Origin of the sequence: Collinsella sp. LCP19S3_B6 (assembly GCF_052121815.1) — a bacterium.
Classification (GTDB): Bacteria; Actinomycetota; Coriobacteriia; order Coriobacteriales; family Coriobacteriaceae; genus Collinsella.
Genome location: NZ_JBQKDN010000017.1, coordinates 1 through 16,001 on the forward strand (window position 1 = coordinate 1; position 16,001 = coordinate 16,001).

Sequence of the window (16,001 nt, forward strand, 5' to 3'; positions counted from 1 at the left end):
CGCCCGGTCCCGTTCCGAACCCGGAAGCTAAGCCCCATCGCGCCGAGAGTACTGCGGGGCCAGCCCGTGGGAGGCCAGGGCGCCGCTGACCGGTGGACGGCACCGAGCCGTGCGCTTGGACTGGGAAGGGGGAGGCCTCGCGGCCTCCCCCTTTTTGCGCTATATACAAGCTGTGCCTTGTGAACGGACTCTTCCTTTGACTCTCTTACTGTTTGGCTGTTTTTTGAACCGTCGCTTTGTATTTGCGCGATAATTACTCGCATTGACGTTAGGGAGGGCTTGATGTTTACCGTTTTCGTTTTGGGCAATATTGCTTCGGGTAAATCGACTGCCTGCCGCTTTCTGGAATCTCGCGGAGCCCTGCTTATCGATTTAGACGTTCTTGCCAAATCGCTGTACGTGCCGGGGTCGGATATCGTCAATGCTCTTGCTGAAGAGTTTGGCTGGGATATTTTGGACGAGGATGGCGGTGTTCGACGTAACGTCCTCGCTTCTCGAGCTTTTGTTTCTCCCGATATGGTTGCAAGGCTCAATAGTATTGTGCACCCCGCTCTCGTTGAGCAGCTTTCGCTGAGGATTCTCGATCCTGTTTGCTGTACGGTTTCGTCTTCCCGCTATCCCTTTGCGGCGGTCGAAGTATCTGCTCCGACTGGCTTTGAGGACGCCTTTGGCCTTGCGGATGAAATTATGGTTGTTAGCGCTCCTTTAGCGGTCCGTCGCGAACGCGCTATTCACCGTGGTATGGAGCCATCCGATTTTGATGCTCGCTGTGCTTGCCAACCCGATGAGTCTTCGCTTTGCAGTCTCGCCACGACCGTGATTGATAACGCAGCGGGCGACAGCTCGCTCTTTGAACAACTGGACGCGTGGCTTGCTCGCCATGGCCTTATGGATGCTATGGATAAGGAGACGACAGATGCCTAAGACGCGTTTCTTTACGTGGTATCGCCTTGTGCCGCTGGTTGTCGTTTTCGTCTTTGGCCTTATCTCGCTCGTTTACTCGTGTGCTCCCGCCGCTTTCTTTAAACCGTTCTATCCGATTGACTATGAGGCGTATGTAAAGCAGTCCAGTATTTCGCATAATCTCGATCCGTATCTGGTGTGTGCCGTCATCAAGTCGGAATCAAACTGGGATCCCGAGGTGGAATCAAACCAGGGCGCCCAAGGTCTCATGCAACTTATGCCCGAAACCGCTCAGGATATGATCGCTAAGGGCCTTGTCGACGGGGATGAGTATTCTGCCGATAACCTGAATGACCCCGCTTCGAATATCGAATTTGGGTGCGCGTACCTCTCATACCTGTTGACGTATTTCAATGGGTCGACGGATAGCGCTATTGCTGCTTACAATGCCGGAATGGGCAATGTCGATGGGTGGGCGCAGCAAAACACATCGCTCCATAACGCGATTGCCTTTCCCGAAACGCAAGCCTATTTGATTCGTGTCAATAATGCCTGGATTCGCTATAAGACCCTCTATCCCGACCGGTTCGTATAGGACTATGCCTGCCGCCTGCGTATACTGCAGATGTATGAGTTAGGAGTATCCATGGCGGATTTTGAAGTTGAGCGTGTTGGCGGAGAGCTCAAACGTTTTGGCGTTGAGGGCTCCGAGGTACCGTTTGAGGTCGTGTCTCCCTATGAGCCTGCAGGTTCACAGCCTAAGGCCATTGAGTCGCTTGTGCAGGGTGTGAGGGACGGAGACCGGTATCAGGTTTTGCTTGGCGTGACCGGCTCGGGCAAGACCTTTACCATGGCCAAGACCATCGAAGCTCTCGGTAAGCCAACGCTGGTCATGGCCCCCAACAAAACCCTCGCCGCCCAGCTTGCGAGCGAGCTCAAAGAATTCTTTCCCAACAACGCCGTGGTCTACTTCGTCTCGTACTACGACTACTATCAGCCCGAGGCATATGTGCCGCAAAGCGATACGTATATCGAGAAGGATGCTTCGATTAACGAAGAAGTCGAGATGCTTCGACATCAGGCGACCGCCTCGTTGCTTTCTCGACGCGATGTGATTGTCGTTGCTTCGGTGTCCTGCATCTATGGCATCGGCTCTCCTGAGGACTATGCGGGGCTGGCGCCGAATGTCGACAAGAAAGTACCGCTCGAGCGCGATGACTTTATCCATGCGCTCATCGACATTCAGTACGACCGGAACGACTATGACTTGGCGCGTGGCACCTTCCGCGTGCGTGGTGATGTTGTCGATGTGTATCCGCCCTATGCTGAGCATCCGTTGCGATTTGAGTTCTTTGGCGATGAGGTCGAGCTTATCGCCGAAATCGATGAGGTTACCGGTGAGATGCTTCGTGAGTATGAGGCTATTCCCGTGTGGCCGGCATCGCACTATGTGACCGAGAAGCCCAAGGTCAAGGCGGCCTTGAAGTCAATCAGTGAAGAGTGCGAGAAGCGCGTGGCGGAGCTCAAGGCAACCAATAAGCTGCTCGAAGCGCAACGACTGCAGCAGCGCACCGATTATGACTTAGAGATGCTCGAGACCATGGGTTTTTGCAACGGTATCGAGAACTACTCTCGCCATTTAGACGGGCGTAAGCCGGGTGAGCCGCCGTTTACCCTAATCGATTACTTTCCCAAGGACATGCTCTGCATCATAGACGAGAGCCATGTGACGGTGCCGCAAATTCGTGGCATGCATGAAGGCGACCGTTCGCGTAAAGTGACCCTGGTGGAGCACGGCTTTCGCCTGCCCTCGGCGCTCGACAATCGCCCGCTTCGTTTCGATGAGTTTGAGGCGAGAATCCCCCAGTTCATCTATGTTTCGGCAACGCCGGGCGACTACGAGCTGCGGGTGAGCCAAAACGACGTGGAGCAGATTATTCGTCCGACCGGCCTGCTCGATCCCAAGATCGACGTGCGTCCCGTTCGCGGTCAGATTGACGATCTTGAGGACGAGATTCGCGAGCGTGTTGCCCGCAAGGAGCGCGTGCTGGTGACCACGTTGACCAAGCGCATGGCCGAGGACCTGACCGACCATCTACTTGATGCGGGCATTAAGGTCAATTACATGCACTCTGATACGGCGACAATGGACCGTGTCGAGATCCTGCGAACGCTGCGCGAGGGCAAGATCGATGTTCTCGTTGGCATCAACCTGCTTCGCGAGGGCTTGGATCTTCCCGAGGTCTCACTGGTGGCAATTCTCGATGCCGACAAGGAAGGCTTCTTGCGCAACCGTCGTTCGCTGATTCAGACGATTGGCCGTGCGGCCCGTAACGCCGATGGCGAAGTCATCATGTATGCAGACGTTGTGACCGATTCGATGAAAGCGGCCATCGAGGAGACGCGGCGCCGTCGCGAGATTCAGATGGCATATAACGAAGAACATGGCATTGTGCCCAAGACAGTGCGCAAGGCCATCAACGACATCTCAAGTTTTATTGCCGAGGCCGAAAAAACTGTGGGCTCCAAGGGACGCTCGAAGGGCGACTCTCTTGGCCATGGTGCATTCTATACGCCCGATGAGTCGGGCGAGGGCGGTGTGCCGGAAACGGTGGTGCCCGAGCAGACACTTGCGGAACAGTTGGAAGAACTACCGCATGACGAGCTTGTGCGGATCGTCGAAACCATGGAAGAGGATATGCGTAACGCTTCTGCCGCCATGGACTTTGAGGAGGCGGCGCGCCTGCGTGATGCTGTCGTTCAGATTCGGGCGATGCTCGAGGGTGCGTCTGAGGACGAGACGATCGAGCGCTTGCGTTCGCAGGCCCGCAAGGGTTCCACGTTCGCATCGGGTAGAAAACGCCAGGGTGCACGGTTTAAGAAATAGCGAACAGGCCCCGAGTTCCCTGTGGAGCTCGGGGCCTGTGTCTTTTGCGCGCTGGAATTCGTTCGCTAGAGGTCTGCGATCAGGGCTTCGGCACAACGGATACCGTCGGTGGCCGCGCTCATGATGCCTCCGGCATATCCAGCTCCCTCACCACAAGGGTAGAGGCCCGGGGTCGATACGGCATGGCACGTTCGGTCTCGGGTGACAGTGACCGGTGAGCTCGAACGAGTCTCCACGCCGGTAAGAACGGCATCGGGGCGGTCGTAGCCCCGTAGCTTTTTTCCGAGTAGGGGAAGTCCCAGGCGGAGCGACTCGACGATATGCTGCGGCAGGGCTTCGTCAATTGCCGTCCAAGTCACACCGAGCGGATAGGTGGGCTTTACCTTTCCGGGCGCCTTGCTGGCGCGTCCTGCGAGGAAATCTCCGACGAGTTGTGCCGGTGCGTTCCAGTTGGAACCGCCCAGGCGATAGGCGGCCGCCTCGCAGGCGCGCTGGAGCTCGATGCCGGCGAGCGGGTCATCGTCGGGAAGGTCCTCAGGCGTGACGTTAACGAGCAGGGCGGCATTTGCGTTACGGCCGTCGCGGGCATTGAGGCTGGCGCCGTTGACGCACAGGTGGCCCTGCTCGGAAGAGGCGGCGACAACCTGCCCGCCGGGGCACATGCAAAACGAGAACACGCTGCGGCCGTTGGGAAGATGGGCGACGAGTTTGTAGGGGGCTGCTCCGAGGGCAGGATGTCCCGCCGAGGCTCCATATTGGGCTCGGTCGATGTCGCGCTGCGGATGCTCGATGCGAACGCCCATGGCAAAGGTCTTTTGTGCGAGGGCCACGTTGTGGTCCTTAAGGAGTTCAAAAATATCGCGAGCAGAATGCCCGCAGGCGAGGATAAGGTGCTTTGTCTCAATTGGCTCGTAAGCGGCGTCTTGGGACGATTGGACATCAATACCGGTGATGGCGCCAGACGCGTCGATGCGAATGTCGACGAGTTTTGTTCGATAACGGACGACACCTCCGAACTGCTCGATGCGCTGGGATATAGCGGTAACAACCGTGGGAAGGAAGTCGGAGCCAATGTGCGGCTTGGCATCCCACAGAATATCGCGGGGCGCACCCGCCTCGACGAAGGTTTCGAGGATGAGGCGATGGGCGGGATTTTTTGTTCCCGTATTGAGCTTGCCGTCCGAGAAGGTCCCCGCGCCGCCCAGACCAAACTGGATATTGCTCTCGGGGTCGAGGATACGCTCCTTTAGAAAGAGGTCGATCGCCTGCGAGCGGCGAAATGCCGGGTCGCCGCGCTCGATGAGCAAGGGCTTCAGACCTGCTTCGGCAAGGGTGAGTGCGGCGAAAAGGCCGGCGCATCCGGCACCGACGACGACAGGGCGCTCTTTGGGTGCGTCGGAGACGGGGGAGGGGAATGAAGGCTCATCGTCTTCTATCGCGCGTACGCGCGAGCGGTCACGCTCGGCAACGCTGTCGATCGCTTCTCGCTCGAGGTGGGGACTAGTCAGCTCAACACGAAAGCTCAGGATAAAATGGACGTCTCGTTTTTTGCGAGCGTCGATTGACTTGCGGTGGAGCTCGATGGACTTGATTTCGGAGTCCTTGCAACGTAGGACGCGCTTGGCGAATCGCTTGCCAACAATGAGGCAGGCATTTTCATCGCCGGCTTCATCGAGTGACGCGTTGACTTGGGTGATTTCGATCATCGAGGTCTCCTTAGAGGCAAGAAAGAGGCCGTCCGGTATCCCAGACGGCCCGAATGCGTTTTTGATTATAGACTGTGCGGCTACAGGCTGCTTGCAGCGCGAATGCCCGAGATCCAGGCCCACGCAAGGTTAAAGCCTCCGCAATCGGCGTCGATGTCGAGCGCTTCGCCGCAGACGTAAAGCGGGGCGTCGACAACGCTGCACGCGTGTAGACTGGGTGTTGAGATGCTCTCGACAGATACGCCACCACGCGTGACCTGCGCCGAGCGCTCCTCGGCTGTTCCCTCGACGAGCAACTTAAAGTGCTTGAGGAACGAGACCAGGTGGACGACATCGTTGGAGCCTGGATGGCACTGCTCGAACGCTGTGCAGACGACGCGGGAGAGTTGCGGGGCGAGCATGCCGTCGAGCCAACGGGGATTGCGGGGCGAAAAGACGCCGAGCAGCTTAACGCGCCGGTTAAGCATATCGAGCAACTCGTCTTTAGAGAGGTCGGGGAAAACGTCGAGCAGGATCGTATCGCCGCGCTGGATACGACGGGAGAGGTTGAAGACAGCGACGCCCGAGATACCGAAGGTTCGAAACAGTACTTCACCGTCTTCGTGCCAGAGCTCACTATGGTTACGGGTGAGCGTCAAGCGGGCGCGGACGCGCAGACCATCCAACGTCTTGAGTGCCGCCCGATCGCCGACGACCGTTGCCGATACGGGGCAGAGGATGGGGCGCAGCGAAGTGAGGGGGAGGCTAAACGTATCGGCGATACCGGTGGGGTTGCCACCCGTGGCGATAATTACGGCGCGCGCCTCCAGGGCCTCGTTCTTGCGAGGGACATCGGCGAGTGCTTTCCGAAGCGAGCGGAGCTCCGATTTTCGGTCGTCGTGCTTTTTTGCCTTGAGTGCCCGCGCTGGACGGTTTATTTGGAGTGCCCAGCCTTCGGAAGCTTTGTGCGCCGAGGCAACGTTGGCTCCGCAGATTAAGGTGATACCCAGGCGGTCGCAAACGTTGAGAAGCGCGTCGCGCACCGATTCGGCGCGAAGGGAGCGCGGGTACAGCCGGCCTTCCTCGGAGGTTGTCATGATGCCCAGCGAGGAGAAGAAACCCATAAGCTCTTGTTCGGGCTGGGGGCCCATGACGGATTCGACGAATGCGGGGTGGTTATACCGCTGTGGTTCAATCGATTCGTTGGAGAGGTTGCAGCGGCCGTTGCCGGTCGCAAGGAGCTTAAGGCCGCAGGCGACATCGCGCTCAACGATGCAGACGCTTTTGCCAGCGCGTGCGGCCGTAATGGCGGCGGCGAGGCCTGAAGCCCCGCCGCCGATTACCAGGACGTCATAGAAGGCGCTCGTGTTCACTTAGGCCTCGTCGGTCTCGTGCGGGGCAATGGCCTCGACGGCAGAGACGGCCTGGGGCAACATGCCGTCGGGCAGCGCGGTCTCGACCTCGCCCTTATCGCAGGCCTCGGCGAGTGCTGGATTAATGGGAAGCTGGCCCAAGATGTCGAGGTTATAGCGCTCTGCGACCTCGGGAAGCTTGCTCTTGCCAAAGACCTCGATCTTCTTGCCGCAGTCGGGGCACTCAATATAGCTCATGTTCTCGACAATGCCCAGAATGGGGACGTTCATCTTCTCGGCCATGTTAACCGCCTTGGCGACGATCATCGAGACCAGATCCTGCGGGCTCGTGACGATGACGATGCCGTCGACGGGCAGCGACTGGAAGACGGTGAGCGCGACGTCGCCTGTTCCCGGAGGCATGTCGACCAGCAGGTAGTCGATGGGGCCCCACGAGGTCTCGCTCCAGAACTGCCTAATGGCGCCTGCGATGACCGGACCGCGCCAAAGGACGGGGTCGGTCTCGTTTTGGAGCAGCAGGTTGGAGCTCATGACCTTAACGCCGTGCTCGGAGATTTCGGGCAGCATAAGGTTGCCAAGGGCATGGACGTGGCGTCCGCTCATACCGAACATCTTGGGGATAGAGGGACCGGTGATGTCGGCATCGAGGACGCCGACCTTGTGGCCGTGACGGGCAAGCTCGGTGGCGATGGCACCGGTGACAAACGACTTGCCGACACCGCCCTTGCCGGAAAGCACGGCGATGACGCGTTTGACCTCGGACAGCGTGTTCTCCTCAAATTGCGACGGTGACGTTTGTCCGCCGGCGGCCTGTGCGTGCTCGCAACCCATGTATGACTCCTTTGTATATGTTGGGGCCGGGGCCCCGTGATGTGACACGAGCGTCATTGTACCCTCGTTTGCGAGCGGGAGTCATTTGTGATGCATTTGGGCCGAGCGTGCTTGCAATACGATGGGCCCAAGCGAATGAGCGGGCTTACTGAACTTTGCTGGCGAACTCGAGGTATTGCATGCGCTGCAGCTTGTCGATCGTCGAGGCGTATGGGCTGTCTTCAGATTCCAAGTCGTAGCGCAGCCCGTCGGCACCAAGATAGCCGGCGACATTGATGGTGGGCACATCTGACCTTGTTGCAAGCAGAGCCTTTTGATAGTCGGTGAGCGGGGCGCCGATCTTATTAAGGGTAATGGCTGCAATCTCGTTTGCCCCGACGGTGTCGTAGACGTTGAGCTCGGTATTGCCAGCGATTTCATAGTTAGCCCAGACGAAATAGGTCGACTGATAGATACGGAAAGCGTGGCTTGCCGTATCTTCCTGAGGGTACAGCTCGTCGTTGAGAGTCGTTGCGGCGCTCGGCTGATGGTCGCCAAAAAAGACAAGAACAACCGGTCTTCCGATATTGCGGAGCTCGTTGATAAAGTAATCGAGGTCCCGGTCGGATGCGTTGATGCAGGTAAGATAGGTGTTGAGCGCGCTATTGGCGCCCTCGCTGGCTCCCTCGACCCAATAGTTTGTCAGCTCCTCGGCGGGAACGGTGCCATAGTCGTAGCCGCCGTGATTTTGCATCGTGACGTCAAAGATGAACTGCGGGGCTTCGTCGGTTCTAAGCAGGTCGAGTATCTTGTCGTAGGTGGCGTAGTCGCATACGCCGGCATGGTAGCAGGGCGCACCTTCGAAATCGCCGATTGAAAGAAAGTCTCCAAAGCCCAGCTGCTGATAGATTTTATCTCGATGGTAGTTGACGGGGTTTTGCGGGTGCATAGCGGTAGCGGTATACCCAAGCTCTTTAAGGTCCTTTGCCAGGCTGTTGACGTCATTCATCTGATACAGCTGATAGGGGATTTTGCCTAATCCGACAAAGGCCGTTGTCGCTCCGGTCAAAAATTCGAATTCGGAGTTCGCCGTTCCGCCACCGGCGACCGAAGCGAACATGGTGCCGCGAACAAGCGTGTCGGGAAGCGAGTTGTAGAATGCGGGGCCGGTGTACCCGGCCGCCTGGAGCTGCTCAAAGCACGAAAGGTCGCTAAAACTCTCGTTCATGACGGCAACAATCGTCGGCTTGATTTCATTGAACTGGGCAACGACCGCCGCGCGCTGCTCGCTCGAGCCATACGTGCTGTCGTAGGTGGCGGCGAGCTCCTGCTCGATGCTCTGCGCCTCATCGGGCGTATAGTCTTCGGGCTTCTCAATGGGCAACTCGTTGACCATTTCGGTGAACGAAGTGATAAAACCCTGAGACGCATACGTGGTGATGGGCTGCCAACGGTCAAATCCAAAATTCAGCGCCTGCTCCAAGTCGATGCTGGAAAAGCCCGAGAGCCCCACAACGGTCACTAGCAGAAAAGCGCAGAGGTTAGCGGCGATTGCGGGGAAGACATGGGTGGGCGTACGGAGCTTTCGCGGTCGGATAAGCGAAAGAAGCCCCAGGGAAATCTCTAGCAGGGCTAGAGAGGTTACGATTCCGGCGGTAAAGGTAAACTCGTATCCCTCACTCACTTCCATTGCGGTGCCAAGGGCCAAGATATCGCTTGGCAGGATGGCCTCGCCTTTAAACGTTATGACGAAGTGCTCGGCAATGCCAAGGATGCAACAGACGACGGGCACGAGGACCATGACGCCTCCATGACGCTGTCCCAGCAAATAAAGGGAGAGCAGAACCGTCGCGAGCAGCCCGACGGAAAACCCGAATGAGTTGGTGGGAATGCGATAGAACGTTTCATTGCAGGCAATTTCGAGTGAAACGAACGAGAGTGCTGAAACAGCGGCGATGACAAGGATGTCACGGCAAATACAGGCAACCGTTCCCGTCGCAAGATCGGTTTGGTCGATAAGTCCCGAAACCAAGGGCTCGACAAGAAGTATGACGGCGGCAGCACCGAGCGCCGAATAAGAAAGGACCCATAGGGAACTGCCCTCATTTACGAGCAATTGATTCGTAATCCATGCAGCTACCATGCCGAGCGGGATGAGGAGCGTCGCGCACCAAAAGACGCGGGCAATGGGCGGCTTTTCATTGTGTTTGATTGAAAAATACACGCGCACGACGACGGTGGCCACGATAAGGACGGCGATGAATATGGGCAGATTGGCCATGTCGCTCGAAGTGATTTCAAGGGGGATATCTTCGGTCATGGACGTTCCTCTGTTACAGCAAATTAAGTTCAGTATTTGATTACTGTAACCTTTCCACGGCATTTCGAGAAACAAAGCGCCCGATACGCAAAGCTAAAGGTCTGCGAATCTTGTATTACGAACATCTGTGCGCGTCGAGTGCGCTAAACTCATCGGCAGTATGATTCGATGCAATAGGAGGCAAGGAGCTTCCATGTCTGATTCTTCTATCGTTATTCGCGGCGCTCGTGAGCACAACCTCCGTGATATCGATGTTTCCATTCCGCGTGACCAACTCGTGGTCATTACCGGTCTTTCTGGCTCGGGCAAGAGCTCGCTGGCATTTGACACTATCTATGCCGAGGGCCAGCGTCGATACGTCGAGAGCCTTTCGAGCTATGCGCGCCAGTTCTTGGGCCAGATGGACAAACCCGACTTGGATTCAATCGACGGCCTTTCGCCGGCGGTGTCGATTGACCAAAAGACGACGTCTAAAAACCCTCGCTCGACGGTTGGCACCGTAACCGAGATTTATGACTATCTGCGCCTGCTGTTCGCCCGTGTGGGCACCCCGCACTGTCCCGAATGCGGCCGCGTCATTGAGCGCCAGACGACCGACCAGGTTGCCGACAAGGTCTTGGCGGCGGGGGAGGGTCGCCGCGCGTTTGTGCTGGCACCGGTGGTGCGCGGGCGAAAAGGCGAGTACACCAAACTGTTTGAGGACCTTCGCGCCGAGGGCTTTAGCCGCGTGCGTGTCGACGGTGAAGTGCGCTCGCTCGACGATCCAATCGATCTGGACAAGAAGTTCAAGCACGATATCGAGGTCGTGGTCGATCGCATCGTGATCCGTGAGAACTCTCTGGGCCGTATCGCCGAGTCCGTTGAGCAGGCGACCGCGCTGGCTCACGGCAATGTAAATGTGTACATGCTGCCCGATCGTGATGCTCCCGAGGGGACCGAGGGCGAGCTGCTGGAGTATTCGTTGGCCTTGGCGTGCCCGGAGCATGGACACTCCATTGACGATCTTCAGCCGCGTGATTTCTCGTTTAACGCTCCCTATGGCGCATGTCCTGAGTGCGACGGCCTGGGCTTTAAGAAAACCGTTGATGCCGAGGCACTGATCGAGGACCCCTCGAAGTCCATTGCCGACGGAGTCTTTGGTAGCCTGTTTGGCAATTCGAACTACTACCCGCAGATTTTTGCTGCGGTCTGTAAACACTTTAAGGTAAGCGCCGATACGCCGTGGGAGGACTTGCCCCCTCGCGTGCGTCGTGCATTCTTGGATGGCCTGGGCGATACGAAGATCTCGGTTGACTACCAAAAGCTCGACGGACGTCGTAGCCAGTGGGATACCAAGTTTTCGGGCGTTCGCAACATCCTGTACGAACGCTATACCGAGACGACGAACGAGAACACCAAGGCGCGCTTGGAGAAGTACATTCGCGAGGAACCGTGCTCGAGCTGCCACGGCGCTCGTTTGCGCCCTGAGATGCTCGCCGTCACTGTGGGCGGCAAGTCCATTTACGAGGTTTGTTGCCTGTCGTGCCGTGAGTCGCTCGAGTTTTTTGAGGGCCTGGAGCTCACCGAGCGCCAACAGTTTATCGGCGGGCGCATCGTCAAGGAAATCCTGGAGCGCTTGCGTTTTCTGGTCGATGTTGGACTCGACTATCTGACGCTCGATCGTGCCTCGGCGACGCTTTCTGGTGGCGAGGCGCAGCGTATTCGCCTGGCAACACAGATCGGCGCCGGCCTCATGGGCGTGCTCTATATTCTAGACGAGCCATCGATCGGTCTTCATCAGCGTGACAACGAGCGCCTGATCAAGACCCTTGAGCGCCTGCGCGATATCGGCAATACCGTCATCGTCGTCGAACACGACGAGGACACAATCCGTGCCGCCGACTACGTGATCGACATGGGGCCCGGCGCCGGCGTCAACGGCGGACACGTAGTCGCGGCGGGAACGCCTGCCGATATCATGGCGTGTCCTGAGTCGATGACGGGCGCTTATCTGACCGGCAAACGAATGATCCGGGTGCCTGATGAACGGCGCAAGCCCGGTCGCGGCTGCCTTAAAATTACGGGCGCTCGAGCTAACAACCTCAAAAACGTTACTGCCAAGATCGAGTTTGGTACGCTTACGGTTGTTACCGGCGTGTCGGGATCGGGCAAGAGCTCCCTGGTTACCGACACCATTGCGCCTGCCCTTACGAATGCTATTCACCGTTCGACGCGCCCTGTGGGTCCGTATAAGAAAATCGAGGGCATCGAGTGTATCGATAAGGTTATCGATATCGACCAGTCGCCGATTGGCCGCACACCGCGTTCCAACCCTGCTACCTATATTGGCCTGTGGGATGATCTTCGCGCGCTGTTTGCGAGTACGCCGGAGTCGAAGGCGCGCGGCTACTCGCCGGGTCGTTTCTCCTTTAATGTGAGTGGCGGGCGCTGTGAGGCGTGCAAGGGCGACGGACAGATCAAGATCGAGATGCACTTCCTTCCCGATATCTACGTTCCCTGCGAAGTTTGCGGCGGTAAACGCTACAACCGTGAGACACTCGAGGTCACCTACCGTGGCAAGACCATCTCGGACGTGCTCGACATGAGCGTCACCGAGGCGCTGGCCTTCTTTGGGAATATCCCGCAGATTAAGCGCAAGCTTCAGACTTTGTATGACGTTGGCTTGGGCTATGTGAGTTTGGGGCAGCCGGCCACGACGCTTTCGGGCGGCGAGGCGCAGCGTGTGAAACTCGCCAAGGAGCTTCATCGACGCCAGACGGGCAAGACGTTCTATATTTTGGACGAGCCGACGACCGGCCTTCATTTTGAGGACGTCCGCCAGCTGCTCGATGTGCTGCAGCGCTTGGTCGATGCGGGCAACACGGTGCTGGTGATTGAACACAACCTTGATGTCATCAAGGTTGCCGACCGCCTGATCGATATGGGTCCCGAGGGCGGCAATGGCGGCGGAACCGTCGTGGTCTCGGGTACGCCGGAGCAGGTCGCGGCATGTTCGCAGAGTTACACGGGCAAGTTCTTGGCACCGCTGCTCAAGCGCGACCGCGAGCGTCAGGCACAACTCGACGCCCAGTAAAGAGACGCCGTCGGACGAGAAGCGCCACCGATTCCTTTCGATTCGGTGGCGCTTCTGTGTGTCGAGATGACGTATGCGGCTAAATTGGACATATACTTAGGCGTTACGTTCGAATGCGAGGGAAGGGACATGCCATGGCAAAGGCTGCAAAGACGCCGAAAACCAATGCGATGCGCGAGCTGGAAAACGCCGGCATCTCCTATATTCTCCATACGTATGAAGACGATGGCGATGAGTCGGTGGGTTTAGGCGTTGCAATTTTGGAACAACTTGGCGAGGAGCCTGGCCAGGGGTTTAAGACCTTGGTTTGCGTGACGCCGTCCAACGAACACGTTGTGTGCTGTCTTCCCGTTGCCGACGAGCTTGACCTAAAGGCCGCCGCGCGCGCCGCTGGTGAAAAGTCGCTGACCATGATGCATGTCAAGGACTTGCTTGCCGCGACGGGGTATGTCCGGGGCGGCTGCAGTCCAGTCGGCATGAAAAAACGCTTTCGGACGCTGATCGATGAGACATGCGTCCTTTGGGATACCATTTTTATCTCAGGCGGTAAGCGTGGCTATCAACTTGAGCTTGCCCCCGACGACTTAGTTGCATTTTGCGGGGCGACGGTTGCCCCGATCACGAGAGAGGACTGAGCGATGCCGCAGGAAGAATCGAAGCGCGGAGCTCACTTTGCAAAGGGTTCGGCTTCTCAGACGCCCGCGCCTGAGGCTTCTTCGGTCGATGACCAGATTCGAAACGCTTGGTCCGTTGCTGCAGATCCAGGGGAGACGGCTGTGTATTTGCGTGCCGCCGGCGCCGGTACGGTGCCTCCCCGCACGATTCTCTCTTCGGCTCGCCCCGATGAGACGGCGGTGTTTTTGGCCGCGGCTCAATCCCGTGCCGGACGGATGCCTGACGCCGGGGCGTCTCGTGCGCCGCGTCCCGATGAGACGGCGGTGTTTTTGATGGCGGCTCAGGGAAAGGGCGCACTGCAGGGTGTCCCAGCCGATCGTCCCGCGAGGCCTGCAACCGACGGTGATGGCGAGCAGTTTCTTTTGGATGACGAGTGGTCACCGCTCGGCTCGACCGATCCGGTCGAGGGCGTTGCTGTTGAGGACGATGATTGGGATCTATTGTCGTTTTCTGGTCGAACCGCTGCCGCCAGGGAAGTTGACACGGTGTTTGGTAATAATGCCGTAGCTAACGATGGCGCTTCGTTTGACAGCGATGTCACGCCTGTTGACGGAGCTTTTTCTGCCGATGATGCCGTTTTGGTCGACGACCCCTTCGCGATAATCGATGAGCCTGATATCGAGGTTGATTCTCGACAACACACTGAAGTCAGCCCCCAATCACAGGACGACGTAGATGATATGGGCTCGTCGGACTACTCTACGGTTGGCCGTTCTGCCGGCCTCATGACTGCACTGACCATTGTGTCGCGTGTCACCGGGTTTATCCGTACTTGGGCTATGGCTGCCGCCATCGGCATGTCGCTGCTCTCGTCTTCCTATCAGGTCGCCAACAACCTGCCCAATATGCTCTATGAGCTCGTGATGGGCGGTATGTTGGTTACCGCCTTTTTGCCGGTGTACATGGGCGTGCGTCGTGAGCAGGGTCGCGACGCCTCAAACGAATACGTAGGTAATCTGCTCGGCATCCTGCTTTTGCTGCTGGGCGGCATTTCGGTGTTGGGCACCGTGTTTGCTCCGGGCTTTATCTGGACGCAGTCGTTCCTTTCGGGCGATGGCGGAAGCATGGATACCGCTGCATTCATGTTCCGTTTCTTTGCCATTCAGATTTTGTTCTACGGCTTGGGCTCGGTGTTCTCGGGCGTTCTTAACGCGCATCGTGACTACTTTTGGTCGACGTTCGCCCCGGTACTCAACAATGTGATTGTCATTGCGAGTTTTATGGGCTTCGCTCCCGTATCTGCCTGCTTTGGTGAGCAAGCGGGCGTCGTTTTGATTTCGCTCGGCACGACGCTTGGCGTTTTTGTCCAGATGGCGTGCCAGATTCCCGCACTCGGTAAGCATGGTGTCCGGCCTCATATTCATATCGACTTTAAGGATCCTGCACTGCGACAGACGCTCGCGCTCGGCGTCCCGACGTTGCTCGCTACGGTATGCATGTTCGTGTCGACTTCCATTACCAACGCAGCCGCGCTGGTGGTGCAGCCCGAGACCGGTCCTTCTGTAATTGCCTATGCGCGCCTTTGGTACACACTGCCTTATGCCTTGATAGCCGCCTCGCTCTCGACGGCGCTTTATACCGAGCTTTCGCACGATGCCCAGGAAAAGGATTATGACAGCGTGCGCGTTGGTATCTCGCGCGGCGTGGCCCAGATGCTCTTCTTCCTGATTCCTTTCGCGCTATATCTCATTGTGTTTGCCCGTCCGCTCAACATGATTTATTGCGCCGGCAAGTTCGACGAGTCGGGTGTGGCGCTTGTGTCCGAGTTTCTGGTTTATCTGGCGCTCTCCCTGCCGCTCTACGGCGTGGTCGTGTTGATGCAGAAGAGCTTCTCGGCGTTGCTCGACATGAAGCCCTATAGCCGCTATTGCCTATACTCTGCTATCGGTCAGGCTGGTTCGGTTCTGCTGTTTGGTGTGGTGCTGGGCTATGGCATGCCTGCGATTGCGATTTCGTATGTTGTCGACTATGTGATTCTGGTCGGCTGTTCGCTGTGGTGGCTGCGTCGTCGTCTGCAGGGTCTTCAGGTTAAATCTATTCTGCACGGCTGCTTCTATGGCCTTTTGCTCGGCGGCCTGGGTGCCGCAGCGGGTGCCGGCGTTTTGTGGGCGCTCGAGAGTTTTGTCGGAGCGCTTGGCGGATCGATTCTTATTACCTTGGGCTATGTTTGCATCGCGGGCATGGTTTCACTTGCCGTGACTTTTGGCCTTGCCGTCCTTCTAAAGATGCCTGAGGTCTCCGCGCTTCTTCGCCGCAGGTAGGCAGTCGTGGCAGG

Annotated in this window: 10 protein-coding genes and 1 rRNA gene; 7 read left to right on the forward strand and 4 right to left on the reverse strand. The window is 57.7% G+C overall.

Features of this window, described 5'->3' with window-relative positions:
- The 4 genes from rrf to uvrB all read left to right on the forward strand — a co-directional run.
- Window positions 1-91, forward strand: a 5S ribosomal RNA gene (gene rrf, locus ACTQWD_RS06875); the annotation flags it as partial.
- 191 nt (window positions 92-282) lie between these two features.
- Window positions 283-924: a dephospho-CoA kinase gene (coaE, locus tag ACTQWD_RS06880; protein ID WP_441559604.1), complete on the forward strand. Its 642-nt coding sequence runs from the start codon at window positions 283-285 to the stop codon at window positions 922-924.
- Complete coding sequence (locus ACTQWD_RS06885) at window positions 917-1,498, forward strand: lytic transglycosylase domain-containing protein (RefSeq protein ID WP_441559605.1); 582 nt, start codon at window positions 917-919, stop codon at window positions 1,496-1,498. Before coaE ends, ACTQWD_RS06885 begins: the two co-directional genes overlap by 8 nt.
- A 51-nt stretch (window positions 1,499-1,549) precedes the next feature.
- Window positions 1,550-3,790 (forward strand): excinuclease ABC subunit UvrB, encoded by a 2,241-nt coding sequence (gene uvrB / locus ACTQWD_RS06890; RefSeq protein ID WP_441559606.1) that lies wholly within the window; start codon window positions 1,550-1,552, stop codon window positions 3,788-3,790.
- 65 nt (window positions 3,791-3,855) lie between these two features.
- Here the strand turns inward: uvrB and ACTQWD_RS06895 are convergent, their stop codons facing one another.
- The 4 genes from ACTQWD_RS06895 to ACTQWD_RS06910 form a co-directional block, all read right to left on the reverse strand.
- Window positions 3,856-5,496: an NAD(P)/FAD-dependent oxidoreductase gene (locus tag ACTQWD_RS06895; RefSeq protein WP_441559607.1), complete on the reverse strand. Its 1,641-nt coding sequence runs from the start codon at window positions 5,494-5,496 to the stop codon at window positions 3,856-3,858.
- Window positions 5,497-5,576: 80 nt separating this feature from the next.
- Window positions 5,577-6,848 (reverse strand): NAD(P)/FAD-dependent oxidoreductase, encoded by a 1,272-nt coding sequence (locus ACTQWD_RS06900; RefSeq protein WP_441559608.1) that lies wholly within the window; start codon window positions 6,846-6,848, stop codon window positions 5,577-5,579.
- Window positions 6,849-7,679, reverse strand: coding sequence for an Mrp/NBP35 family ATP-binding protein (locus tag ACTQWD_RS06905; RefSeq protein WP_427718672.1), 831 nt, complete (start codon window positions 7,677-7,679; stop codon window positions 6,849-6,851).
- Between the two features lie 145 nt (window positions 7,680-7,824).
- Window positions 7,825-9,978: an LTA synthase family protein gene (locus ACTQWD_RS06910; RefSeq protein ID WP_441559609.1), complete on the reverse strand. Its 2,154-nt coding sequence runs from the start codon at window positions 9,976-9,978 to the stop codon at window positions 7,825-7,827.
- Window positions 9,979-10,171: 193 nt separating this feature from the next.
- On the opposite strand from ACTQWD_RS06910, the gene uvrA reads away from it, so the two are divergent.
- The 3 genes from uvrA to murJ all read left to right on the forward strand — a co-directional run bounded on the left by uvrA (window position 10,172) and on the right by murJ (window position 15,987).
- Complete coding sequence (gene uvrA, locus ACTQWD_RS06915) at window positions 10,172-13,051, forward strand: excinuclease ABC subunit UvrA (protein ID WP_427728763.1); 2,880 nt, start codon at window positions 10,172-10,174, stop codon at window positions 13,049-13,051.
- A gap of 134 nt (window positions 13,052-13,185) precedes the next feature.
- Window positions 13,186-13,686 carry a Cys-tRNA(Pro) deacylase gene (gene ybaK / locus ACTQWD_RS06920; RefSeq protein WP_154517518.1) on the forward strand — a complete coding sequence of 167 codons (501 nt, stop codon included), beginning with the start codon at window positions 13,186-13,188 and terminating at the stop codon, window positions 13,684-13,686.
- A gap of 3 nt (window positions 13,687-13,689) precedes the next feature.
- Complete coding sequence (murJ, locus tag ACTQWD_RS06925) at window positions 13,690-15,987, forward strand: murein biosynthesis integral membrane protein MurJ (protein ID WP_441559610.1); 2,298 nt, start codon at window positions 13,690-13,692, stop codon at window positions 15,985-15,987.
- The last annotated feature ends 14 nt before the right edge of the window (window positions 15,988-16,001 follow it).